We start from the raw sequence: 23,967 nt of genomic DNA, 5'->3' as shown, positions 1-23,967 counted from the left end.
TCCTCAAGCGCCGGACGGGCTGGATGTGGCTGATGTGGGTGCGCAATTCAGCCCGTGGGGGCACCTCCCAGCGGTAGCTGGGGGAGCTTGAGGACACTCCCCCAGACTCCGTCCGGGGGGGACCCCCAAGGGCGTTCACCGCCGCAGGCAGCAACGGGCCTGCAGACTGGCAAAGATCCGCCGGACACGGCCTGGACGTCCCGCAGGGCAGCGCGCGAAGACCGGCCGGACACGGCCGGTTGGCTCGAACGGCACCTCGCGTTCGCGCGGGGTCTTCCCTTCCCGGCCCGGCCCTGAGCGAATGAAGCCCGGACCGGACCGCCCGTGCCCACCGCCTCGCCCCGGAGGACCTCAGCCATGCGGATCGCCAGCCACCGCCCGGGAACCGCCCCGCCGGCCCACGCCGCCGGGAGGCCGTGATGCGGGCCGTCGTGACCGGCGCGGCCGGTTTCCTGGGCTCCCACCTGTGCGCGCACCTGCTGGCCGCCGGTGACACCGTCGTCGCCGTCGACGCGCTGACCGACAGCTACGACGTGGCGCTCAAGGAACGCAACCTCCGGGACCTGGCCGGTCGGCCGGCCTTCTCCTTCCACCACGCGGACCTGCTGGACGCCGACCTCGGCCCGCTGCTCGAAGGCGCCCACGCCGTCTACCACTTGGCGGGCGAGCCCGGCGTACGGTCCTCCTGGGGAGCCGCGTTCGAGCTCTGCGCCCGCCGTAACATCCTCGCCACCCAGACGCTGCTGGAAGCGGTGCGCAGCCGCGCGTCCGGCGCCTTCGTCCACGCCTCCAGCTCGGCCGTCTACGGCGACGCGGGGACGCTTGCCCCGGTGTCCCCCTACGGAGTCACCAAGCTGGCCGCCGAGCACCTCTGCGAGCTCTACCGCGCCGCCTATGGGGTGCCCACGCTGTCCCTGCGGCTGTTCTCCGTCTACGGGCCACGGCAGCGGCCCGACACGGCCTTCGCCCGCCTGTTGGCCGCGGCGGCGGGCGGCGAGCCGTTCCCGCTGTACGGCGACGGCGAGCAGACCCGCGACTTCCTGTACGTACGGGACGCCGTCACCGCCTTGCGGGACGCGGCCTGCTCCGGCTTCACGGGCGTGGCCGACCTCGGCGGCGGCTGCCCGGTGTCCGTGAACCAGGCGATCGCCGCCGTCGAGCAGGTGACCGGCCCGGTGAAGACCCTCCCGCGCCCCGCGGAGCCCGGGGACGTACGGCACACGGCCGCGGACATCACCGTCGCCTCCCGGGCGTTCGGCTTCCGCCCGCGGACGTCGCTGCGGGAGGGGGTGGCGGCGACGGCGGCGGAAGCGGGACCGGGTGGCGTGCGTCAGAAGTAGCCCCGGCGGCCGCGCTGCCGTGTGCGCCCCCTGCGTGGCACGAGCTGCCGGTGCCCGGTGGAACTCGTCGCGGTCGGGCACGCGTGTGCCCCGGTGATCGGGACAATTCTGCTTCTGGGAGCGGTCGGTGGGAGCGGGGAGGGCGTGTCCATGCGCTGGGTGAAGGTGTGCGGGAGCGTGGCCTTGGCTGTGGCGACGGTGGTGACGGGGCCGTTCGCGGCACCGGCCGGAGCGCATGAGTCGAAGGCCGTCGTCGAGGTCGTCGAGGGGGTCGACGGCGCCGGTCCCGGTGGTGCCGAGCGTGGCGACGACGGCGAAGGGCCGCAGGCCGGCGCCGCGGTCGTCCGCGATGCGCCGGGCGAGCTCCACCGGGTCGAGACGCAGCGCGCGGTCGGCCGGTACCGCGGACAACTGCCTGCGGGGGAGGCCCAGGAGGTGGGCGGCGCGTGCGATGGAGGGGTGGGCCTGGGTGGAGCAGTGGAGACGGGCGCGTGAGCAGTCGTCGCCGAGGTGGTGGTCGCGTGCGACGGCCAGGGCGCTGAGGTTGGCGACGGAGCCGCCGCTGACGAACAGCCCGCCGGTCTCCCGAGGGAGGCCCAGGAGCGTCTTGAGCCAGTCGATCGTGGTGAGTTCGAGCTGGGTGGGTCCCGCGCCGACCAGCCACGCCCCTGGCACGGAGAGGTATGCAGAGGCGAGGGCGTCGGCGAGTACGGCCGGGAAGTTGCCGGTGGAGGGGGTGAAGGCGAAGCTGCGGGGGTGGTCGAGGCGGGTCGCCTCGCCGAGGGCGTCGCGGGTGGCGCGGTCGAGTACGGGGCGCAGGTCCTCGGTGCCGTCCTCGGGCAGGGGTTCGTCCAGGACGGCCCGCAGGCCGTCAGGGGAGGGGACGCGCAGGGGAGGGCGGGCGCGGGAGGTGGTGAACCGCTCGATGATGAGCTCGAGCGTGTGCAGGCCTGCCGTGCGCATCGCTTCTTCGGGCAGCCGGAGCAGGGGTGTTACGGCCGCCGTGCCGTCCTCTCCCGTCCGGGACCGGTCGTGGAAGGACGTGATCCAGGCCCGCGCCTGGGGGTGGAGGCGGGGCCGGGGCGCCAAGGGGCCCACGGTGTGCCCGAACTGGAGCAGGGCCAGTTCCTGCCCTGCGGTGACCGGGCCCGGACGGGCGACGGCCCAGCACAGGGCCTCGTCGTCGTGGAGCCCGGCGAGATCCATCGGTGCGGTGAGCGGACCCGATGCCGTCCGGCCGTCGAGCCGGTAGCGCCCGGTGGGGGCGAGGCCGTGCACGGTGGTGTCCTCGGCGGCGTGGACGACGAGCTGGCTCGGGCGGCGCGGCCCCGGCGGCATGACCGAGCCCGCCGAGGGGCAGTGGGACGATCTCCGACAGTTCGAGTTCGATGCCGTCCGTCTCCGAATCTGCAGGATCGTGCTTTCCGCGCATTCACGCCTCCAGCGGTTCGTCCTCGCACTTGCCGGCTCACCTATGCTCACTGCTGGCTGATGCACCGTCAATATGCTTACGGGCATGGGCTGTCAGAACTGCCCGCTGTCACCTGACGGCCGGGTCATCGGCCCCGACGGGACCAGGGAGGGAGGCGGAGGCCGAGGCTCGCCTGGCTAGCGCTGGTGTGCGCGGAAGCCTCCGGGAGTGTGGCCGGTCTCGCGGACCAGGAACTTCCCGAAGTTGGTGGGCTCGGAGAATCCGAGCGTCCGGCCGATCGCGGCGACGGGCAAGTCGGTGTGCACCAGCAGGCGTTGTGCCTCCAGGGCGACGCGGGCGTCGATGAGTTGCTTGGCGGTGCGGCCGGTGGCGGCCTGGCACGCCCGGGTCAGGGTGCGCGGCGCGTAGCCGATCCGGACGGCGTACCTCTGCACGGACCGGGTGGCGGCGAACGAGCGCTCCAGCTCGTACCGGAACGCACGGAAGACCTCCCCGCCCGCGGTCGCCGAGGCGGCGGGATCCGGGTGCGGCAGCCGGGCCAGGCGCAGCAGCACCGCGCCCAGGAGCTGGCGCAGCAGTTGAACGGTGGGGTCGGCGTCCGCGCCTTCTCGTCGGTTGTCCACGGTGTGGTACTCGGCCGCGATCTCGGCCAGGGCCCGGTCGAGGGCTTCGTAGTCGCCCGGGGACAGGGTCCAGTCGGACGGCCCGAAGCCGTCGAGGAGGGGAGTGGTCAGGGGCAGGCGTGGTGGGAAGGTGGCGGTGAAGAGCACCAGCACGGCATCCAGTTCGGCCAGGCGGCCCGTCGGGTCGGCCGGGAACCGCTGTACCTGCCCGGGCCGCACATGCAGCAGCCTGCGCGGCGCACAGTGCTGGGGGACGAAATCGACCATCGCGGTTCCCTCACCGCCCCGCACGAGAAGCAGCTGATGGAAGTCCGGCCTGCTTGCGGTACGGGCAACTGACTTCCTCATACGGCGACGCAGGACGTCGAACGTCAGGACCTCGATCCCCAGCCGGGGGCGGTCGGGATTGAGGTACGCGATGTCTACGGGGGCGCCTTGTCCAACTTCAACCATGGTGGGTCCCGACTCTACCTCGCTGCGGGAGCCCCTCGGCGTGGATCGTGGAGGCATCACAGCGCGCTGCCGGCCCCGAGGCCGCAGCGCGCACCGGAACATCACCGCCTTGACAGGCGCACCTTCAGGAAGGCCCATCACTGTGAAGACCGCGATCACCGATCCCGCACAGCTGCCCAGCGCGTTCGAGCACGCCCTCAACAGCAATGACGTCGACGGCGTACTGGCCTTGTTCGTCCCCGGCGCCACCATGCGCACGGAGTCCGGCGAGGTCATCACCGGCCCCCAGGCGCTGCGTCAGGAGATCAGCAGGACAGCCGCCGCCAGTGGACGGCTCACCAACAACTCCCGGCACGCTCTGGTCGGAGCCGACACCGCGCTGCTCGTCACCGACTGGACCCTCGAAGTCACAGCCCCCGACGGCGAGCGCGTCACTCGGACCGGCACCACTGCCAACGTCGCGCACCGAGGCGCGGACGGCTGCTGGCGGTTCACCGTACTCAACCCACTCGGCACGGCCTGAGGGCGTACGGCTGGGGCTGGGGTCCACCGCGGCCACGAGGAGGTGATCCCGCGTTGGCGGCGGTGTCCTTCCGGCGGGGGTTTCGCGGATTGAGGTCTCCTTCGCGGCGTCGACTTGGAAGGGCGGCCGCGGCTCATCGGCCCTGTTCGTGTCCGGTGAACCCGAAACCTCGGTCATGGGGCTATCCCCCGGGAAGGTGTCGGGCCGGCCCCAGCGCACCCGGGCCGCCACATGCGTGACGATCTTCCCAGCAGCACTTGACACCAGGCACGTTGGAGAGTGATCACACATGATCGGCAACGGGAAACGGCTCGCCGTGGCGGCCCTCGCCCTGGCCGCGACGCTGGCCCCCGCGGCGGCCGCGTACGCGGCACCGGCGGCGTCCGCGTCGGCCGCCGAGTCGGCCCCCGTCCACGCGCTGGACCGGATCGCCCATCCGCTGCGGTCGACGGAACCGGGCACCGGCACGGCCGATCTGCAGGCCCTGGGGGCGATGGTCGGCGACGCCAAGGTGGTCGGCGTGGGCGAGGCCACGCACGGCTCGCACGAGTTCTTCGCCCTGAAGGACCGGCTCTTCCGCTACCTCGTCGAGCAGAAGGGATTCACCACCTTCGCTCTGGAGATCAGCTGGTCGGCGGGCCTGCGGATCGACGACTACCTCCAGCACGGCGACGGCGACGCACGGCAGGTCGTGCACGAGGTGATGGCCGGATCCCCCTGGGACCGCGAGGAGTTCGTGACCCTCGTCCAGTGGATGCGCGACCACAACCGCCGGCACCCCGAACGCCCGGTCCACTTCCTGGGCGACGACATCGGCGCGCCCAGGCTCGACGAGCGGGTCTTCGACAGCGTCACCGACTACGTCCGGCGGACCCGCCCGGAATCCCTGCCGCGCCTGAACGAGCTACTCACCGGCCTGCGCCCGCTCGACGACGCCATCGCCTACCTGCAGCGGCCGCTCGCCGAGCGGCAGCAGAACGCGGCCAAGGCGCGGCAAGTACTGGAACTCGTGCAACAGCAGAGATCGGAGGGTGGCGAGGACGTCGATTCTGTTCTCCAGAGCGCCCGCAACATCGCCCAGACCTACACTTTCCTGACCGTCGACCCCGGCGACCAGGCATCGTTGACCGCCATGGAGCGCTACCGCGACCAGGTGATGGCCGAGACCACGGCATGGTGGCAGCGGCGCACCGGCGGCAAGGTCCTGCTGTCGGCCCACAACGACCACGCGGGCTACGCGGCCTCCGACCCCACGACGTACCCGAAGACCCAGGGCTCGTTCCTCCGCGACACCCTGGGCGCGGACTACCTCGCCGTCGGCACCACCTTCGACCAGGGCTCCTTCCTCTCCAAGGACGAGGCGCTCGGCGGCGAGTGGAAGAAGTTCACCGTCCCCCCGGCCGGCCCCGGCACGAACGAGTACACGCTCGACCAGGTCCGGTACCGCGACTACTACGCCGACCTGCGCAAGGCCCCTGCCGCCGCCCGCAGTTGGCTGAACCTCTCACGCCCGACATACAGCGTCGGCACGCAGTACCCGAACGACAAGACGCCGGAGATCGCCATCGGCAGGGCCTACGACGTCCTGGTCCACCTTCACGCTGTTCGGGAGGCGGGCAAGCTCTAGGTGTTGCGGGACATGACGTTGGTGACGCATGTCGGCAGCCGTGGAACCGAGGTGCCTCGGTGGGCACGGTTGGGGTAGCGCGCGGGCCGTGTCGAGTCCCGAGTCTGACAAGGTGAGGGCTTTCGGTCACGCCGTCAGTCCCTATGTGCTGCCGTAATCACCGGTCTCGACAGCGGTCGGCACCGTGTCCTCCGCTGTCATGGCCGCCGCCGAGCAACGCACGTTCGACACGATGTCCACCCGCTTCGCCGTGCCCGTCCACCGGTCTGACGGCACCACAGGTCGCTGAGACACCGGCCCGGCCGCACCACGTCGGCCCGGCTCCTCGCACTGCGCACGCGGAAGGCCGGGCACCGTGCTGCTCTTCAGCGAAGTCCTTCACGGGATCGCTCAGGCGCCGATCGTTCGTTGAGGGCCGCCGGCCGTTCCGGCGCCAACCCGCAGGCCCTTGTCCAAGGGCGGTACGGCAGATGCATCGCCGTCCAGCCACCGCAAGAACACGTGCACAGCGGACAGCGGATGCGCTGCGGCCCCGTACCAGGTTCGCTCGCGCAGCCGCATCGACCACATCCGGCCCGTTGCGCTCAGTAGCGTGTAGGGTCGGCTGCCGCCTACGCGGTCACCTCGTCGCCCCCAGCTCCGCGCGCAAGCGCCCGTACCGTTCCTCCATCGCCGGTTCCGCCGCCGGGCCCGCGCCCAGCAGGCGTTCGTACAGCAGGACGCAGCGCGCCAAGGCCACCGCCCGATCCGAAGGCTCGTTCGTTGTCTCATGTGTCGCCGCCGCGGCGGCAGCGCGGCAGCGCGTGCCCTCGTACACCAGCGCCTCGGCCAGCCTGACGGAGGCGGGGAGTCCGGACGGGGCCGGGGTGAGGGACTGGCGGTCGATCGCGGCGACGCCGAGCGCTGCGGCACCGGTCGGCAGGGCGTCGAGCAGGGTGACTCGGGAGACCGTCTCCCGGAGCTCGTCGAGCATGCGTGGCCACACCGCGGCCAGCAGTCGGACCCCCGACGCGAAGGTGGCGCGGTCTGCGGGCTGCCAGGAGCCGGGCAGTTCCACCGGCCATTCCACCGGTCCGGTGGCAGTGTCCGCCGTGGTCAACTGCCGGGCGAGCTCCGCCGCCCGCCCCGGTGTGAGCGTCCGCTCGCGGGCGGCCTTGGCGGCAGCCGGGTGCAGTGGCAGGGACAGTTCGGGCGGCGGGCCGGGAAGTCCCGCCCGCTCCAGCGCGCTCAGCAGTACGCGCTGCAGGGCCTCCTGGTCGCCGCGTGCCGAGGAGTGGTCGGGGTCCAGGTCCAATGCCGTTCCTTTGCTCAAGTCTTCCGCGTAAGTCTTCTGCTCAGGTCTTCCGCCCAGGGCTTCCCGAGCGGTGGCGCCGGTTTCGCGGCCGCCCTTCGTGAACGATATGACGGCGCCCGGACATCGGAAAATCCGGTGGCAGGATGTCGCCATCACGGCGAACGGCGCTGGTCGGCGGCGTGCGAGCGGATACGTCGGCCAACTTCCCACCGCTGCGGGCCTCGGTTGTTAAAAACCTCTTAGGTCCGGTCGCTATCAACTCCTCATGCACACCTTCGCTTCCCGCCGTACCGTCCGTGCCGCCGCAGTGGCCTTGGCGGTCACCCTGCCGTGTGTCACCCTCGCCGCTGACGCCGACGCCGCTTCCCGGCCGCCTGCCCGCGCCGACGCCGGCGTGAAGGCGCACGGCAACCTCGTGGACCTCCCCGTCCGGGGTGGCACCGCCACCCTCGACACCACCTCGCTGCGCGTGACGGCCCGTACGGACCAGGGCGCGGTCGTGGAGCTGTCGGCCGCCGCGGCCCAGGCGCCCGGCAAGCCCGGCCCCGTGACCGTCAGCGGTGGCGCCGCCCGCTGGACGTACGCCGGCACCGGCCTGGCCGTCACCGCCCGGTCCGACCAGGGACGTCTCGTCGTCACCACGACGTCCTCCGGCAGCGCCGACCGCACCCTCGCCTGGCCCGTCACCGGGACCGACGCCGGCGCGTCCGCCCTGCAACTCCCGCGTGGCGAGGGGCTGTCCATCCCGGTCGCCGACTCCTTCTGGAACTCGGCCGAGGCCCAGCTCACCGACAGCGACATCGCCATGGAGTCGGGGCTCTCCATGCCGCTGTGGGGCTACACCCTCGGCGGCCGGGGCGTCAGCTACCTCGTGCCCACCGACATCGGCACCACGCTGCGCGCGACCTCCGACCACGGACGGCTGCGCGCGACCGCCACCCACCACTTCTCCCGGGCCCAGGGCACCACGGACTACACCGCGACCTTCGCGCTCACCGACGGTTCGCCCGTCGCCCCGGCCGTCGACTACCGCGCCTGGCTCCAGCAGCACGGGCAGCTCGGCAGCCTGCGCCGCAAGATCGACGCCAATCCCGCCACGAAGAAGCTGCTCGGCGCCTTCCACGCCTACCTGTGGGGTGACGCCCGCACCGCCGACGGTATGCGCAAGCTGCGTGACCTCGGCGTGGACCGGATGTGGCTCGGTTACGACGCCGACGACAAGCCGATGGACGCCGCCGCCGTCACCGCCGCGAAGAAGGCGGGCTACCTCGTCGGCCCGTACGACTCCTTCGCCAACGGCCAGGACCCCAAGACCTCCGACACGCCCACCTCCGCCTGGCCCGACAAGGTCTACCCCGACTTCTGCGTCCAGGACGCCGACGGCAAGGCCGTGCCCGGCTTCCACGACCGGGGCTGCTATATGAGCTCCGAAGCGTTCGAGAAGGCCGAACGCGGCCGTCACCTCCTGGCCGACCGTACGCGCAAGATGACCGCCAACGGCGCCGACAGCTACTTCCTCGACGTCGACGCGGCCGGGGAACTCTTCGACGACCACGCCGCCGCCCACCCCATGGACAAGGCCCGCGACCGCGCCAACCGCCTCGCCCGGATGAAGCGCATCACCGACCGCAAGCTCGTCCTCGGCTCCGAGTCCGCGGGCGCCTGGTCCAACGAGGTGCTCGCCTTCGACCACGGCTCCGGCACCCCGGTCGCCGACGGGCTCTGGAAGGCGCAGAAGGACAAGGAGAAGTGGGGCGGTTACGCGCCCGAGGGCGCCCCCGGCATCTTCTTCAAGCCCGCCGAACTGCCCGCGTCCGTCGCCAAGGCGATGTACGACCCCACGTACCGCGTCCCCCTCTTCGAGACCGCGCTGCACGACTCGCTCGTCAACACCGAGCGGTGGGAGCTCTCCTACGACAAGCTGCCGCAGCAGAAGACGACGCGGGCGCTGCTGGCGATGCTCTGCAACACGCCGCTCAACTTCGTCCTCGACGGGAACTCTCTCAAGGAGCGGGGCGGCGAACTCGCCGCACTGCAGAAGTACTTCGCCCCGCTCCACGAGGCGGCGGGCACCGAGCCGATGACCGACTTCCGTACGCTGGACTCCGACCGGAGCGTGCAGGGCACGGTCTTCGGCGACGGCACGCTCACCGTCACGGCCAACTTCGGCACGAAGGCGTACGACGGGCTGCCGGGCGGCTGCGTCGACGCCAAGCTCAAGGGTGACAAGACCGCGCGCCGGCTGTGCCCCGCCGACGTGAACGTCAACCGCTGACGCCGACGCCCCGGCTCTCAGCTCCCGGCCGTGCCCACCGCGTGCGGGCTACGCCGGGTGCCGGGGGCCGGGGCCGACGGGTCCGCGCCCAGGGCGACGATCCGGTTGTCGGCGTCGACGTGCACGACCTGCGGCACGAGGGCGCGGGCCTCCGCGTCCTCGACCTGCGCATAGCTGATGAGGATGACGAGGTCCCCGGGGTGCACGAGGTGCGCGGCGGCCCCGTTGATCCCGATCACCCCGGACCCGCGCTCGCCCTCGATCACATAAGTCTCCAGACGCGCGCCGTTGTCGATGTCGACGATGTGCACGAGCTCACCGGGCAGCAGGTCGGCGGCGTCCATGAGATCGGCGTCGATGGTCACGGATCCGACATAGTGCAGGTCGGCGTGGGTGACCGTGGCTCGGTGGATCTTGGACTTGAACATGGTGCGAAGCACGCTGATTCTCCCTGCGGATGGGGTCGCGCCCCCGTGGGGTACGCGCCGTCGCAAGCCAGGGTAGCGTCCGGGGCCGCCGTTCTCCCCGTGGCCCAGGTCACGACGGACCCGCGGATTCAGGGCCGGGGCCTTGGCCGGTCGCCATCTCGTGGGCGGTCCGGGCGCCGGTGACCCGAGGCGTCGCGGCGGGCGCGTGGCCGGACGGGGCCGGGAGAGGGTTCTCCAGCGGCAGCCCGGCGCGGGCCGCCGCGTGGCCGCGGCAGAGTGGCCCGCCCATCGGAGGGCAGCACCACCTGCCGTGAATGCCAGGCCCTTCGTCCCGCCCGGCCATTGCCGACCGGGGCGATCACCGCGACAAAGCGTGGTACGACCGTGATTGCCGCATGCCTTTCCCGCAGGGCGCGGACGTCACCCTTCCAGGTCGGCTATGACCAGGGCGACGGGCGCGCGCTTCAGCTGACGGAGCCGCACATCGGCACTCCGACCGCGGCGCCGGGATCGAGCCGGTGCCTCAACTGGACGGCGACGGACCGGTGGTGTGAGGCGGCTGTGTGAAGGGGCCTTCGGTGATGAAGCGGCGGAGGTGGCGGGCGAAGGCCTGGGCGTCCCCGGGGGGCCAGGAGTCGAGGCTTGCGGCGATGCGGGCGGCCAGGCGCTCGCGTAGTTCGGCCACGGCGTGTTCTCCCTCGTCGGTGAGGACCAGCAGGGATGCGCGACGGTCGGTGGGGGCCGGTTCGCGGCGGATGAGTCCGGCGGCCTCCAGGCGGGAGGCGCGGCGGGTGACGCCGGAGCGGTCGAGTCCGGCGTCCGGAGCCAGGTCGGCGGCACTGCGGGGGCCGGTCCTGGCCAGGGCGCTGAGGATCGGGTAGGTCAGCTCGTCCACTGCTTCCCCCATGCCCTCGGTCAGGTTCTTGTGCAGCTGGGCGCGGGTGGTGCGTTTGAGCAGGATGCCCAGCGCATCGGCGATCTCGTGTCCTGCCTCGTTCTCCATACCCCCACAGTAGCGTGCGCCGCGCACGCATCAGGTGCTACAGCCAGAGAAGCGTGCGCAGCGCACGCACCTTCTCGACGTTCACCGTGGAAGGAATCCCCCATGAGCCCCACTCGCATCGCCGCTGCCCTCACCGACCTGATCCTCAACACCGACATCACCGTCGAAGAAGCCGCCGACCGCCACTTCGCCCCCGACTACCGGCAGCGCACGGACGGGCAGTGGGCCGACCGCGCCGGCTTCATCGAGCACATCGCCCACGTGCGCACACTCGTCGCCGAAGGCTCTGTCGAGGTCCACGACGAGCTCTGCGACGGCACCAAGTACGCCGACCGCCACACGGTCAACATCACGAAGAAGGACGGCTCGACCGTGCTCACGGAGGTCTACGTGTTCGCCGACCTGGCACCCGACGGCCGCTTCAGCCGCATAGAGGAGACCACGCTGATGCTCCAGGGCTCCGAAGCGGACCGCAACATCGGCAGCGCCCGCTGAGCTTGCCGCTCACCGTCCAGTGACGAACGCGGCCTGGACCTGGGATGTTTGACGCCCAGGTCCTCGGCGCGGTCGCTTGGTGCCGGATTCGTGGGAATCCGTCAGCTGGGCGAGGTTCCGCCGACCGCTCGCACTCGACGAAGGCCCGTCAGTGGTGGTGGCCCTGTCGGCCGAGGGTCTCCACCGGGGTCGCGCCGGGGCGGGTCCACTGCGGTACGGGTCGGCTGGTCGGGCCCCAGGTGGCGACGCCGTCGGCGTCCGAGCGCCAGTACCAGCAGATCGGTGAGCAGTGCCCGCCGGTCGGCGAGCCGGCCTGAGGGGCCTCGGGCCAGCCCTCGGGGTCGTCCTCCCACGCCTCGCGGCGGCCGTAGGGCGTCATGTCGAGCAGGCCTAGGGACCCGTTGACCGGCTCGTTGCCACGGCCGGTCGTGGAATAGGTGAGGAACGCGCGGTCGCCGTCGCGCAGGAAGCAGGTGATATGCCCCATGTCTCCACCGATCGGTGCCTCCACGCCCCGCACCGAGTACCAGGGCTGGGCGTATCCCATGAACTCGACGTACGCGGCCACCTCGTCCCACCGGCCCGTCGTCAGGATGGCGAACGAGACGCCGCGGGCGTTGAGGTAGACGGCGTCCCTCATGTGCCAGGCCGTGGTCGTGCAGCCCTCGCACTGCCCCTGGTGCGGCGCGCCGTCGTACCACATGTGCTTGTAGACCACGAGCTCCTCGCGGCCCTGGAACAGGTGCAGGAACGGGACCGGGCCGTCGGGCCCGACGACCTCGACCGTCCCGTCGAACTCCACCATCGGCAGCCGGCGGCGGGCCGCGGCGATGGCGTCGCCCTCGCGGGTGTGGGCCTTCTCGCGGACCAGGAGCTCGTCGCGGGCGGCCTGCCAGGTGGCCAGGTCGACCACGGGCGGGCGCCCGGGCAGCGCGGCGGGCGGATCGTCCGGCGTGGTCGTCATGCTGTCCTCCTTGGTGTCCTGCGCTGTTGATGAGGATCTCCGAAAACGGCTCTGACCGGAAGTTTGTGAAGAGCGATGTCGCCGTCAATCAATCGGGGCGTTTGACGGCGAACCCAGTCGTTCAGGCTTCCTTGTCAGCGAATCTGTTCGCCTTTCGACCCGATGCTTTTGATCCTGGTCGGAGTTCCGTCCGGGGCGAACGGGTGGTGGAAGGTGAAGGCGTGCGGTGCGGAGCCGTGGTCGTCGAGGTGTTCCAGCCTGGAAACCCCGTCCTGCCAGGTGGGTATCACGCCGTCGGAGACCCACCAGGACACGTAATTCGAGTGTCCTGTCCTCTCGAACCAGTCGTAACGCCTGTTCAGCGCCTCACGGTGCAGGCCGGTGTAGATGGCGTCGAAAGCGGGGTGCAGGTCGGTCCAGAGCGAGAGGGTCGCGTCCAGGGCGGTGGTTTCCACCGTGTGTCCCTTGCCGTACCAGGCCGGTATGGCGAACTCTCCCCATGCACCCCAGTCCAAGTCGAAATGTGTGCCCCGGCCGCCGTCTGCCGCTTCAGCACGAGCGAGATATCCGGGGTGCTGGCTGATCTTCCAGTAGATGGCCTTGCCGCTGTCTTGGAGTTCGCGCGTGAGAGGTGTGGGATCGGTGAGAGGTGACTTCAGGACGCCGAATGTGTACAGAGCAAGATGGGGCATATATCTCTCCCTGGTCGGGGGTGCCTGGTGTGGACCCGGTTCGGTGGCTTACACATGGGGGCGAGGGTTTGTGGGGCGTGACCAACCCCCGTCCCGTCGCGGGTGGCTCAGCCGGAAGGAACTGCTGTGCGACCGTGGGCGATCGCCGAAGACCAGGTGAAGGTAGCTGCCTCTGCGGGCCATGTCGAAGTTGCGTTTTCCCTGTCCAAGTGGCTTCTTGCGAAGGGCAGCCGGCAGTCAGCTCACCAGGGCTCGGTGGGGAGCTTCGTTGACGATGCGGTCGGCTGTCTGCTCGGGCGTGAGGGCCGCGGAGTCGAACCACCAGCCGGAGTCGCCCAGTTCGCTCTTCATTCCGGCTTCCAAGGCTTCGTAGCCGTCGAAGTCGAAGCGTTCCCGTGGATCACGGATGGTGTTGCGGTATCGGCATACCTCGATCCCCGGTGCGAGCACGACGAACATGACCTGCCGAGCCGGGAGGAGGGAGAGGAAGAAGTTGAGCTGATCGCGGTCGGGAATCATCGAATCGATCACGGGCGTGAAGCCGGCTTCGGAAAAGTTGTTCGCCAGCGTGCACAGATTGCGGTTGCGCAACTCCACCTGCCGTGCCGCCTCGTCGGCGGGTTCGCCGAGTGGCGAGACGTAGCCACCGACAATGAGGGTGCTGATGAAAGTAGCCGTCGATCCGAGCAGCGCGTGGCAGACGCTCCGCGATCAGCCTGGTCACCATCGACTTCCCGGCCCCGGGCATACCCGTCACGATCAGGCAGCTCGACTTCTCATCGCTGACCATGGCCCGGCAGCCTGTCAGGGCACGTACCAGTCGGCAACCGCATTTCCAGGTGCCTTCGTCGGCAGCCGGACGGCTTCAGGTGAGGAATCCGCGTGAGCAGGTGTGGAGGTCCCCTGAGCAGCTATTGCCGTGACCGGACAGGTTCACCGAGGTCTCGTGGTCTGCGGGTGCGTGAGTCACCGCTGCTCCCCGGTTTCGGCTGGTCGCAGGGCTGGACGACCTCGTTTGCACGGTCGTAATCAACTTGCTGCCGACCCCGGCGGGCGGGCAAGGTCAGGATCATGGTTGAACTACGCACTTTGGAAGCAGACGACTGGCCCCTTTGGAGGGAGTTGCGACTGGCCGCGCTTGCCGAGGCGCCCTACGCGTTCGGATCGACGCTGGCCCAGTGGCAGGGCTCCGGCGACCGAGAGGAACGCTGGCGTGCCCGTCTGTCGATTCCTGGCGCGCACGACCTCGTCGCGCTCCTCGACGGTCTTCCGGTGGGCATCGCCAGCGGAGTGCCGGGCGAGGGAGCGGAGAACGTGGAGTTGATCTCGATGTGGGTCGACCCCACGGCTCGGGGCAAGGGTGTGGGCGATTATCTGATCCAGGCGGTCGAGCGGTGGGCGGCGGAGCGCGGTGCCACGATGCTGCGGTTGTCCGTCATGCCGGACAACCGCAAGGCGACCGCGCTCTATGAGCGGCACGGTTTCACGGACACCGGTGAGCCCGGCGATCTTCTGCCCGATGGCGTCGGCAGGGAGCGGGTCATGGCGAAGAAGCCGGCCGCTGTCTGATCTCCCGTATCCCGGTCACATGCCCATCGGCGAGGACGGGGGGAGCTGAACGGTCAGCCTTGGTCGCGGGCGAGGCGGTGGCGGCGGCGCCGGGCTTCGCGGTCAGGTGGAACATCGTCGAGGACGGGCACGGGCAGTAGGGCCGTACGGGCGCGGTTCCCCAGTCCCAGGGCTCGTTTCCGCATATCTCCGCCATAGCCTCCCGTGCGGCGGCCGGTGAGCGACGCGGGTCTCGGTATGTGCATGACCAGCGGGCTTACGGCCGGCACTCGCTGCGGCGGTGCCACAGGTCCCAGGCGAAGTGCACAGCGCCGGACGCGGCGAAGAAGACGATCGCGCCCTGCCAGAGGGTCTCGCCGAAGCCGGAGGGGCGGGTGGCAAGGACGGCGGCGACGCCGGTGCCCATGCTGAACCACAGTGGCGGGTAGGAGCGGGCGTCCGTGGCGGGCGGCTTCTGGTCGTCCGGTTCGGGCGGCGGGGGCGGCACGGGGTCGCCCAGTGGGCCTTCCGCAAGGCGGGCGAACACCGCGTCGGGGTCCTGATCCGCCCAGCTGTAGCCGAAGCGCAAGCTCACCTCGTCGAGGGTGCAGACGTCGGCCAGGTCGCCCACCGTCGGCCCGGTGCCGGGCAGCAGGCGGGGACGGGCCCACTGCTGTGCCATGACCGCGAACTGGCCGTAAGGCCGGGCGAAGACGACCCAGGTGGCGTCTGCGGGAACGACGTTCCCCGCGTCGTCGTACCGCGCGATCGAGGGCAGGAAGTGTCTTTGGGCGTCGGCGATGACCTCCGCGAGCGGGGTGTCCGCGGGGACATCCCGGTGCTGCTCGAACCCGTCGGGCGGCTCGTCGCCCGCGTGGACGTCGTCACGGGTGAGCGTGACCCTCACAGGGCCCTGGCCCCGGACGGCGGTTATGTCGGCGGTGTCGCTCATGAACGCCGATCCTATGCGGGACGCGTCTGCGCCTCGTCGGCAGATCGCGGAGGCACGTCGAACAGGAAGAACGTGGTTTCAGCTCTGTTCCCGGCTCGGAAACCGGCGTGAGGGCCGTGGCTGTGACCAGGGAGTTTCCGGGTTCAAGAGCCACTGATTGCCCCTCTGTCAGGTACCTCGGCGATACCACAACACAGTGCACCGGGCCGGGAAGGCCGCCGCGCTCGTGATCGGCGTAGGCGTCGCGAGGCACCCGGACCTCTCCGGGACGCCAGGCCAGTTGCCCGGAGATCTTCGAGACTGCCCGGACTTCGCGGAGACCGGACAGTCGGGGTGAAGCGCAGCGCGACCTTGTTCTTTGTTGCCCGGCGGCGCATACGCCCGTTCTTGTGGGCGGACGAGATTGTCCAGGTTCACATAGACCGGGGCGCCGTTCGGGCGGGTCGCACGGATGCTCTTGGTTGCCTCGTTTGGGTGCTCCTATCAGTGAAAACATGCTTCTGGCATGATTCCCGCCGTGCATGAGGACAAGGAGCATCGCGGGCGGATGCGTTACAGGTTGACGGAGACAGAGCACGGCCACGTCTGGGGCGCGTTCACCGAAGCGGACGGACTGTTCGGGGAGTTCCAGCGCGGGACGTACGAACTGTTCGGCTGGGTTCCGGAAGGGGCCGACGTACGTGGCTGGGCCGGCAGCCGGGTGTGGCTGGTGCCGGAGGACGAGGCTGATCCCTGGCTCCTGGAAGACGCGGAGAGTCTCGGACGGCACTCCGGGGCGGACGGTCTTGTGCTGACCGGTCTGGACGACTACGAAGGTCCACCCGAGGGGCATCGCGGTCTTGTCCGAGTGCACGACGGGCACCGGTGGCTGGGTTCTTGCCGGGAATTCGCCCGTGTCGTGCCGCCCGAGCAGGTCGCGTCGCCGCTCGTCCTGCGCGGACTCGCCCAGAGCGAGGAGCTGCGGCGTGCCCTGACGACCGGGACCCGGCGGGCACTGGACTTGGAGGAGGCAGCCCTGGAGATATGGGACGACCGGGGCGAGCCGCTCACCGACCGGCTGCTGTGGGCCACCGTCCGCGCCTGGTACCCGTCCGCTCTTGGGGCAGATCTGATCGATCTGGAGCTGGACGGCGGGTTCTTCAGACCTGTCCCGGAATCCGCCCGGCCGGTCTGGGAGCGATGGTTCGCCGGGCCGCCGGACACACCCGGTGCCTGGGCCGGCCTCGACACCCGGCAGCGCGGGGCCTGGCTGGACCTCGTCCGGGAACGGGCCTGCCGGCGCGCGCACCAGGGCTGGCCAGCAGAGCACGCATATGAACTCGACGGCCGCCACATCATCGACGTCCCGGGCCTCTATCTGGCGCTCGGTGAGGCGGTGAACGGACCGGGCGGCTACTTCGGCGGGTGCCTGGCAGCCCTTGACGACTGCCTGCGCGGCACCTTCGGCTGCACGGCCCCCGCAACCCTGCTCTGGCGGGACGCCGCGACCGCGCGCGAGCACCTGTCCCGTGCGCTGGCGCCGGACGGCCAGCCCTACGATCTGTTCGCCGAAGTCCTCGACGTCCTGGCTCAGGGCGGCATGCACGTGACCCTCGCGTGATCCGGGTTCCGGGAAGCTCCCGCGGGTGAGAAGCCGGGCCGTTGTCCTGCCCGCCAGAGCACTGAGCCCTGCCAGGTCGACCACTCGATCGCCAAGACCGCCCCGTCACTTGGGAGTCTCCGGACGTTCGGGTCAGGGCCGGAGGCCAGATGGTGCAGCGCGGGTTCGAGAACCCGGTCCGCGCCCGGTGCGCAGGTGTCGCCCTTGCGCCAGGACGCCACCCGCACCGAGCCCCGCACTCCGCCTCCGTCCGCCCGCGCGCCGAATGGAGGCGGATCAACGGATGCCGCAGCCCCGATAGGCCGTCGGCGGTCGGCCGAGGAGTTTCTTGAACGCGGCTGTGTAGGCGGCGGGGTTGTCGTAGCCCAGCATGGCCGCGATACGCGTGACGGGCATGCCCCCGGCGAGGTGCTGCAAGGAGTGCAGGACGCAGGCACGTTGCCGCCACGTCGAAAAGCTCAGGCCGGTGTCGCGCCGGAACAGGCGGGCGAGTGTGCGTTCGCTGACGCTGAGGGCCGTGCACCATCGTGCGGGCGGGTCGTGGATGTCCGGCTTCTGGAGGAATGCCTCGCACAGGCGGCGCAGCCCCGGATCGGACGGCAGTGGCACATCGAGTGGCAGCGGGGTGAGGTTTCCGAGTTCGTGGAGGAGGAGGGCGGCGACCGCGGCGTCGCGGCTGTGCTCGGGGTAGCGCGGTTCCATCTCGACGGCTTCGAGGATCAGCGCCCGGAGCAGGGCCGAGACGTCGACGGCCTGACAGTGCGTGGGAAACCACGGTACTGCGGCGGGTTCGATGTAGAGGCTGCGGGTGCTGACCCCCGTCATCGTGACCTGATGCCTGATCATCGGCGGGATCAGCACCGCACGGGCGGTGGGGATCGTCCAACTGCCGTCCGCCGTCTCGACCTTCATGACGCCGGTGGCCGCGTACAGGACCTGGGCCCGGCGGTGCTCGTGCCAGACGAGCAGGTGGTCCCGGGGGTAGTCGGTGCCGATGGCCAGCACGGCACGATCGAGGTCGTCCACGTCGGCGATCGGGATGTTGCGCATGCCACGAGGTTACGCACGGCCGCGCACGCTGTCTGCTGCGCGTAGGAAGCTGACGATTCATCGATTGCCCGCCAAGTGCCGTGATCTCTAACGTCGGACCAGTGCTGACCTCGATTTCCATCCTCTTGCTGTTCGGCTGCCTGACCGGCATGACGACCGTGCTCTTCGGCTTCGGCGGCGGTTTCGTCACCGTCCCCGTCATCTATGGCGTCCTGACCGCCACGGCACGTCCGGGCGCGGACGCCATGCATGTCGCGGTGGCGACCTCGGCAGCGGTCATGGTCGTGAACGCGGCGGTGGCGACGCTCGTGCAATGGCGGCAGGGCCGGCTGCACCGTGCGTACGTCTGGCCGCTGGCGGCGTTCATCACGGTCGGCGCCGCCGCCGGATCCCTCGCGGCCACCCTGACCGGCGGTACGGCACTGCGCTTGCTGTTCGCCGTCTACCTGCTGGTGACCATCCTCGACGGCGTGGTGCGGAAGGGCTTCCTCTCCGTGGCCCACCAGCCGCGCCCGAAGCCCCTGAGCCGGGGCACCACCACTCTCGGCGGAACGGGCATCGGCCTGGTGGCCGCCGCCCTGGGCGTGGGCGGCAGCGTCATGACCGTTCCACTGCTGCGACGCCGGGGCCTGCCCATGGCCGAGGCGACCGCCACGGCCAACCCCCTCAGCGTCCCCGTCGCCGTGGCCGGAACCCTTGTCTACGCCTGCGCCCCCACCGCTTCCGGCGCGGGGCAGCTCGGCTATGTCGACCTCGCCGCGGGCGCCGCCCTCCTCGCCGGATCGCTGCCCACCATCGCCGTGGCGAGGCGGGTCGTGGGCCGTGTCCCGGACCGTGTCCACTCCACCGCCTACATCGTCCTGCTGATCATCGTCCTGATCGTGATGCTGGCCATCGGTTTGTGACCGGTGATCCCTTGTGGCCGTGGAGTTGTCGTCGAGGAGTCGGCCCTGGTGCTGGTGACCGCCCAGCCGGGCCGACAGAGCCGCCTAGCCCCCCGACTGCATCCCCCGTACCCCCCGCACCCCCTCCACCGTGTCCGCCTCCGACGCCCTCTTGTCCTCGCGGTACCGCACCACCCGGGCGAAGCGCAGCGTCACCCCCTCCGGGTAGCGGGTCGAGCGCTGGACGCCGTCGTACGCGATCTCCACGACCAGCTCCGGCCGCACCCGCACCACGAAGCCGTCGTCGCTGACCGCCAGCTCGCGCAGGCGTGCCGTCTGCCAGGTCAGGAGGGCGTCGGTGAGGCCCTTGAAGGTCTTGCCGAGCATGGCGAACGAGCCGTCCGGCCGCCGGGCGCCCAGGTGGAGGTTGGAGAGCTTGCCGGTGCGGCGGCCGTGGCCCCACTCGGCGGCCAGCACCACCAGGTCGAGGGTGTGGACGGGCTTCACCTTCAGCCAGGAGGCGCCGCGGCGGCCCGCGCTGTACGGGGCGTCGAGCGCCTTGACCACCACGCCCTCGTGGCCGCGCCGCAGGACCGCCTCCGCGAAGTCCCGGGCCGCCGCCCGCGCGCCGTCGTCCGCCGGGTCCGCGACCACCACCCGCCGTACGCGCAAGGGCTCCGGCACCAACCGGGCCAGCTCCGCGTGGCGTTCGGAGACCGGGAGGGCCAGCAGGTCGCGGCCGTCCACGGCCAGCAGGTCGAAGAAGACGGGGGAGAGGGGGACGGTGAGCGCCGCTCCCGCCACGTCCAGCCGGGAGCCGACCCGGCCCGCGATCTCCTGGAAGGGGCGCGGCCGCCCCGTGCCGTCCAGGGCGATCACCTCGCCGTCGAGCACGGCCCGCTCGGCCGGCAGCTCCCGTGCCACCCGGGCCAGCTCCGGCAGCCGCTCGGTGATCTCCTCCAGGGTGCGGGTGAAGATCCGTACGCCGTCGCCGTCCCGGTGGACCTGCACCCGGATGCCGTCGAGCTTCTCCTCCACCGCGCACGATCCGAGCCGGTCGAGAGCTTCGTCGACGTCCTTGGCGGTCCGCGCCAGCATCGGCAGCACCGGGCGTCCCACCTCCAGGCGGAAGTCGGCCAGCGCCTCCGGGCCGCGCGCCAGCAGTTCCCGGGCCACGGCCGCCGGGGAGCCGCCGCCGAGCATCACCGCCCGCCGTACGTCCTCGGGCGGCGCGCCCGCGGCGGCCGCGAGCCCCTCGACGGCGAGCGCGTCCAGCGCGCCCTGCCGCAGTTCGCCGCCGAGCAGCCCGCGCAGGAACCGCTGCTCCTCCGCCGTGGCCGCGCCCATCAGCGCGTCGACGAGCCGCTTCCGCTCGGCCCGCGCGCCCTTGCCCGCCACCGCCGCGAACGCCTCGACCGCCCGGTCCACGTCCCGGACGGTCAAGGAAGGCGCCGCGGCGGGCGGCGGGGCCTCACGCAGCACGCTCCAGCCGATCCCGACCCTGCCCTGCGGCAGCCGCCCCGCCAGATAGGTGATGGCGACCGGCGCCTCGTCGGGCCCAGCGGCCCGGAAGAGACCGGCCAGCAGGCCGGTCTTCTCCGACCGCGAGCTCGTCGCTGCGACGGCTGCGGACACACGGGCGATCTCGGCCAGGAGCATGCCCTCATCGTGCAACGGCGCCGCGCGCCGCGCAGTGCGGGATCACGCCTGGTGCGCGTCCCAGAAGGCGCAGTGGTGCTCGGCGCCCAGATCCACCATCCGAATGCCGTCGGCACCCGGGGCGAGGCTCTGCACCAGCGGCGCGTCGTTCCGGAAGGCCGGCCACCGCGGTGCGCCGGGGAGGTCCGGGCGGGACGTGTGCGCGAAGCGGGTCCAGTAGCCGACCATCCGCTCCGACAGCTCCTGCTGCGCCGCCGTGAAGGCCGGTTCGACCGGGATGTCGAAGAGGTACGGCAGCTCGAAGGCGTGCGCGGCCGCGTACGGGAAGTCCTTCACCTTCGGGAATCCCGGGATCACCGGCGGGTTCGGGTCGCTGAACTCGTAGCCGTAGGTGGCCACGTGCGCGGCCAGCGCCCGGTCGGCCCGCAGGGTCGTGCACGTCCACGCGCGGTCGGTGAGCGCTGCGGACCAGGCGAGCGCGGGCGACGGGTATTTCGTCGCCGGGTAGAGCTCCTCGACGGCCGCCGCCGCGGCGCCGAAGGAACCTTGCAGGCGGGCCCGGTAGACGTTCGCGTCCGGGATGGGGTGGTCGGCCAGCGACAGGGCGACGAAAAGGCGCATCTCGTCGTGGTTCGTGCCCTGGACGACCGGCACCCGGTGGAAACGGCCGCTCTCCAGCGCCCGTTCGGGCCGCTCGGGCAGCAGCGCGTTCCCGTACGAGACGAGCGAGAACTTCTGCGTCAGCTCCGGGGTCACCAGCTTCGCCACCGGCAGCGCGCGCAGGCAGCGCAGCGCCTCGGCCCCCGGCACCAGACAGCCGAGCGAGCGGGCGGCCGCGGTGCCCGCCTCCTGCACCCGGCTCTGCGGCACCCAGGGGCTGTACGCGGCGCTGCCGGGCGCGGTGGCCCCGGCGGGCATCCCGGTCATGCACGAGCCGCTCTGGATCACGGCCTTGTGGAAGAGGCCCGCCGACGTGGGGGAGATCAGGTGGGCGCAGGTGCTGAGCGCGCCCGCCGACTCACCGAAGAGGGTGACGTCGCGCGGGTCGCCGCCGAAGCGGGCCGCGTTGGCCCGCACCCAGCGCAGGGCGGCCTGCTGGTCGGCGAGGCCGTAGTCGGGCGCCCCGCCCAGCGCCGGGTGGCCGAAGAAACCGAACACGCTCAGCCGGTAGTTGACGGTCACCACGACGGCGTCGCCCCGCACCGCGGGACGCTGCGCGGCGTAGTCGCTGCCGCCGCCCGAGGTGAAGCCGCCGCCGTGCACCCAGACCATGACGGGCCGGCCCCGGCCCGCCGCGCGGCCCTTCGGCGCGGTGACGTTCAGATAGAGGCAGTCCTCCGAACCGAGCACCTTGCCGGGCTCGTCCGGCGACATCTGCGCGCAGCGCGAACGGGGCGCGCCCGCGTCCCGCACGCCCTTCCACTTCGCCGCGGCGGCGGGGAGCTGCCAGCGCCGCGCGCCGGTGGGGGGAGCGGCGAAGGGGATGCCGTCGAAGGTGTTGTACGTGCCGTGCGCCATGCCGCGGACCTGGCCGTGGTCGGTGGCGACGACGGGTCTCTCCGGCGCTTTCGCCTCTCCGGGCGCGGTGACGACGAGGGCGGTGAGCAGGGCGAGAAGTACGGTGCCCAGCAGGGTGCTTCGGAGTCGGTGGAAGAGGCGGTGGAAGAGGCGTGGGAAGAGCCGCTGGAAGTGGAGTTCCGGCATTCAGGGTGCCCTTTCACTGGGACCGGGCGCAGGGGGTTGGCCCGGGCGCCCGGAATGTACCCAGAAGGTCCCATGTACACCTGTTCTGCTTGTCCCTCGTCCTGCGGGTGCGGAACGGCCCGCGACTGCCCACTTCTTGAAGCGAGCGGCTTCTTGCAGCGCGCGGGCCGAGCGGCCGCAGGACGGTCCCGGGGCCGGGCTCGTCAGCCGACGAAGTCCTGGGCCCACCAGTAGGTGCCGTTGGCGTCGATGGTCACGCCGACGCCGGTGTACTTGTGCTGGTCGTTCAGGATGTTCCGCTCGTGCAGCGGCTCCTTGATCCAGGCGTCGACCACCGACCGGGCGTCCTTCCAGAAGCCGCGGGCGCCCGCCGCGTTCTCGGCGGCCTCGCTGAACGAGCGGGGGTAGCCGTGCTTGTGGAGCGAGTTCACCACGTCGAGGTAGTGGCCCTGCTGCTGTCTGCGGGCCTGCTCGTCGGCCTCGTCCTGGGCGGCGCGCTCGACGACGGGGTCGTACTCCAGGCGCGCCTTGCCGTGCTGCGCGCGGTAGTCGTTGACGAGGTCGAAGACCTGGCGCTGGAGCGACTTCGGGTCCGGGGTGGGGTTGGGGTTGCCCTGGCCGCCGCCGGAGAACTTCCAGACTTGGGACGCGCTGTAGTTACAGGTGTAGATCTGCACCGGAGTGCTGTCGTTGGTGTTGCCCCCGCGCACGTCCAGGCACTTGTTGGACTGCGGGTTGACCAGGACGTCGCCCTGGTAGCGGACCCACTTCTGGGCGCCGCTGCCGTTGCAGTCCCACAGCTGGACGGGGGTGCCGTCGGCGGTGCCGCTGGAGGCGACGTCCAGGCACTTGCCGAACGCGGTCATCGTGGCGCCGATCTCACCGGGCTGCTCGACGTACATCCACTGCTGGGACTCCGTGCCGTTGCAGCCGTAGAGCTGCACCGGGGTGCCGTTGTCCCGGACGCCGGCGCGGACGTCCAGGCACTTGCCGGCGAGTCCGACGAGCGGGCCCGCCTGCGCGGCGGCCTGTGCCGGCGCGGGCAGGGCGCTGACGCCGAGCGCGGCCAGGGCCAGCGTGCCCCATATGTGTGACTTCTTGAGCGACTTCGTGACCGATGCCTGCATGAGGTCCGTTCCCCTTCCTCGGGTGGCCCCGGGGACGCGGTGCGCCCGGGGTGACTGCTTTGAGGAGGTTAGGAACAGGTGTTCAGTAATTGGTCAACGCCCGATTGACGAGCTGTTGACCCGGTCAGGCTTGATCAGGGCGGAATGTTCCACGGTCTCGCCCCACTTGATGAGCCCGGGTCCGGGGCGGCGCCCCGGCCGGGCGGTGGCCTGTTCCAACGCGGCGGTTCCCACGAAGCGTTGGAGCAGGCCGTCGCAAAAGCGGACGTGCCCACTCCCCGGGAGGGAGTGGGC

At 71.1% G+C, this 23,967-nt stretch carries 20 protein-coding genes and 1 pseudogene; 8 read left to right on the top strand and 13 right to left on the bottom strand.

Annotated features, from left to right (window positions below; genetic code table 11):
• Nucleotides 1–419 precede the first annotated feature (419 nt).
• A complete protein-coding gene (locus tag AB0435_RS31495) occupies nt 420–1,340 on the top strand; it encodes an NAD-dependent epimerase/dehydratase family protein (protein WP_366428513.1) in 921 nt (306 codons plus the stop codon).
• Nucleotides 1,341–1,649: 309 nt separating this feature from the next.
• On the opposite strand, the pseudogene AB0435_RS31490 reads toward AB0435_RS31495, so the two are convergent.
• Together AB0435_RS31490 and AB0435_RS31485 are read right to left on the bottom strand one after the other, a co-directional pair.
• A pseudogene (locus AB0435_RS31490) lies at nt 1,650–2,303 on the bottom strand (pyridoxal-dependent decarboxylase); the annotation flags it as partial.
• Between the two features lie 645 nt (nt 2,304–2,948).
• Nucleotides 2,949–3,848: an AraC family transcriptional regulator gene (locus AB0435_RS31485; protein WP_366428512.1), complete on the bottom strand. Its 900-nt coding sequence runs from the start codon at nt 3,846–3,848 to the stop codon at nt 2,949–2,951.
• Nucleotides 3,849–3,990: 142 nt separating this feature from the next.
• Between AB0435_RS31485 and AB0435_RS31480 the strand changes: the two genes are divergently transcribed.
• Nucleotides 3,991–4,371: a nuclear transport factor 2 family protein gene (locus AB0435_RS31480; RefSeq protein ID WP_366008486.1), complete on the top strand. Its 381-nt coding sequence runs from the start codon at nt 3,991–3,993 to the stop codon at nt 4,369–4,371.
• 289 nt (nt 4,372–4,660) lie between these two features.
• A complete protein-coding gene (locus AB0435_RS31475) occupies nt 4,661–5,998 on the top strand; it encodes an erythromycin esterase family protein (RefSeq protein WP_366428511.1) in 1,338 nt (445 codons plus the stop codon).
• Between the two features lie 619 nt (nt 5,999–6,617).
• Here the strand turns inward: AB0435_RS31475 and AB0435_RS31470 are convergent.
• Nucleotides 6,618–7,292: a hypothetical protein gene (locus tag AB0435_RS31470; protein ID WP_366428510.1), complete on the bottom strand. Its 675-nt coding sequence runs from the start codon at nt 7,290–7,292 to the stop codon at nt 6,618–6,620.
• A gap of 265 nt (nt 7,293–7,557) precedes the next feature.
• On the opposite strand from AB0435_RS31470, the gene AB0435_RS31465 reads away from it, so the two are divergent.
• Entirely contained in the window at nt 7,558–9,567 is a 2,010-nt protein-coding gene (locus AB0435_RS31465) for a glycoside hydrolase (protein WP_366428509.1), read from the top strand.
• Between the two features lie 17 nt (nt 9,568–9,584).
• Here AB0435_RS31465 and panD read toward each other — a convergent pair whose 3' ends face one another.
• Nucleotides 9,585–10,007 carry an aspartate 1-decarboxylase gene (gene panD / locus AB0435_RS31460; protein ID WP_366008119.1) on the bottom strand — a complete coding sequence of 141 codons (423 nt, stop codon included), beginning with the start codon at nt 10,005–10,007 and terminating at the stop codon, nt 9,585–9,587.
• Nucleotides 10,008–10,518: 511 nt separating this feature from the next.
• A complete protein-coding gene (locus AB0435_RS31455; RefSeq protein ID WP_366008120.1) occupies nt 10,519–10,998 on the bottom strand; it encodes a MarR family transcriptional regulator in 480 nt (159 codons plus the stop codon).
• Between the two features lie 102 nt (nt 10,999–11,100).
• Here AB0435_RS31455 and AB0435_RS31450 point away from each other — a divergent pair, with 102 nt between their 5' ends.
• Complete coding sequence (locus AB0435_RS31450) at nt 11,101–11,493, top strand: nuclear transport factor 2 family protein (RefSeq protein WP_366008121.1); 393 nt, start codon at nt 11,101–11,103, stop codon at nt 11,491–11,493.
• 148 nt (nt 11,494–11,641) lie between these two features.
• Here the strand turns inward: AB0435_RS31450 and AB0435_RS31445 are convergent, their stop codons facing one another.
• The 3 genes from AB0435_RS31445 to AB0435_RS31435 all read right to left on the bottom strand — a co-directional run bounded on the left by AB0435_RS31445 (nt 11,642) and on the right by AB0435_RS31435 (nt 13,746).
• A complete protein-coding gene (locus AB0435_RS31445; protein WP_366428508.1) occupies nt 11,642–12,457 on the bottom strand; it encodes a DUF899 family protein in 816 nt (271 codons plus the stop codon).
• Nucleotides 12,458–12,591: 134 nt separating this feature from the next.
• Nucleotides 12,592–13,149 (bottom strand): DUF3291 domain-containing protein, encoded by a 558-nt coding sequence (locus AB0435_RS31440; protein WP_366428507.1) that lies wholly within the window; start codon nt 13,147–13,149, stop codon nt 12,592–12,594.
• 237 nt (nt 13,150–13,386) lie between these two features.
• Nucleotides 13,387–13,746: a hypothetical protein gene (locus AB0435_RS31435; RefSeq protein WP_366008124.1), complete on the bottom strand. Its 360-nt coding sequence runs from the start codon at nt 13,744–13,746 to the stop codon at nt 13,387–13,389.
• Between the two features lie 474 nt (nt 13,747–14,220).
• Between AB0435_RS31435 and AB0435_RS31430 the strand changes: the two genes are divergently transcribed.
• The gene (locus AB0435_RS31430; RefSeq protein WP_366008125.1) at nt 14,221–14,718 is read left to right on the top strand and encodes a GNAT family N-acetyltransferase; all 498 of its coding nucleotides are present in this window, start codon (nt 14,221–14,223) and stop codon (nt 14,716–14,718) included.
• Nucleotides 14,719–14,974: 256 nt separating this feature from the next.
• Here AB0435_RS31430 and AB0435_RS31425 read toward each other — a convergent pair whose 3' ends face one another.
• Nucleotides 14,975–15,649 carry a hypothetical protein gene (locus AB0435_RS31425; protein ID WP_366008126.1) on the bottom strand — a complete coding sequence of 225 codons (675 nt, stop codon included), beginning with the start codon at nt 15,647–15,649 and terminating at the stop codon, nt 14,975–14,977.
• 505 nt (nt 15,650–16,154) lie between these two features.
• Between AB0435_RS31425 and AB0435_RS31420 the strand changes: the two genes are divergently transcribed.
• Nucleotides 16,155–17,249: a barstar family protein gene (locus AB0435_RS31420; protein ID WP_366428506.1), complete on the top strand. Its 1,095-nt coding sequence runs from the start codon at nt 16,155–16,157 to the stop codon at nt 17,247–17,249.
• A gap of 276 nt (nt 17,250–17,525) precedes the next feature.
• Here AB0435_RS31420 and AB0435_RS31415 read toward each other — a convergent pair whose 3' ends face one another.
• The gene (locus AB0435_RS31415) at nt 17,526–18,299 is read right to left on the bottom strand and encodes a helix-turn-helix transcriptional regulator (protein ID WP_366428505.1); all 774 of its coding nucleotides are present in this window, start codon (nt 18,297–18,299) and stop codon (nt 17,526–17,528) included.
• 101 nt (nt 18,300–18,400) lie between these two features.
• Between AB0435_RS31415 and AB0435_RS31410 the strand changes: the two genes are divergently transcribed.
• Nucleotides 18,401–19,204: a sulfite exporter TauE/SafE family protein gene (locus AB0435_RS31410; protein WP_366428504.1), complete on the top strand. Its 804-nt coding sequence runs from the start codon at nt 18,401–18,403 to the stop codon at nt 19,202–19,204.
• Between the two features lie 84 nt (nt 19,205–19,288).
• Here AB0435_RS31410 and AB0435_RS31405 read toward each other — a convergent pair whose 3' ends face one another.
• From AB0435_RS31405 to AB0435_RS31395, 3 genes are all read right to left on the bottom strand, one after another.
• A complete protein-coding gene (locus AB0435_RS31405) occupies nt 19,289–20,842 on the bottom strand; it encodes an ATP-dependent DNA ligase (RefSeq protein ID WP_366428503.1) in 1,554 nt (517 codons plus the stop codon).
• 42 nt (nt 20,843–20,884) lie between these two features.
• Nucleotides 20,885–22,546 carry a carboxylesterase family protein gene (locus AB0435_RS31400; protein WP_366428502.1) on the bottom strand — a complete coding sequence of 554 codons (1,662 nt, stop codon included), beginning with the start codon at nt 22,544–22,546 and terminating at the stop codon, nt 20,885–20,887.
• Between the two features lie 203 nt (nt 22,547–22,749).
• Nucleotides 22,750–23,673 carry a ricin-type beta-trefoil lectin domain protein gene (locus AB0435_RS31395; RefSeq protein WP_366008129.1) on the bottom strand — a complete coding sequence of 308 codons (924 nt, stop codon included), beginning with the start codon at nt 23,671–23,673 and terminating at the stop codon, nt 22,750–22,752.
• Between the last annotated feature and the right edge of the window lie 294 nt (nt 23,674–23,967).

Source organism: Streptomyces sp. NPDC051173 (genome assembly GCF_040689515.1).
Classification (GTDB): Bacteria; Actinomycetota; Actinomycetes; order Streptomycetales; family Streptomycetaceae; genus Streptomyces.
This window is presented reverse-complemented; position numbering and strand designations above follow the sequence as displayed.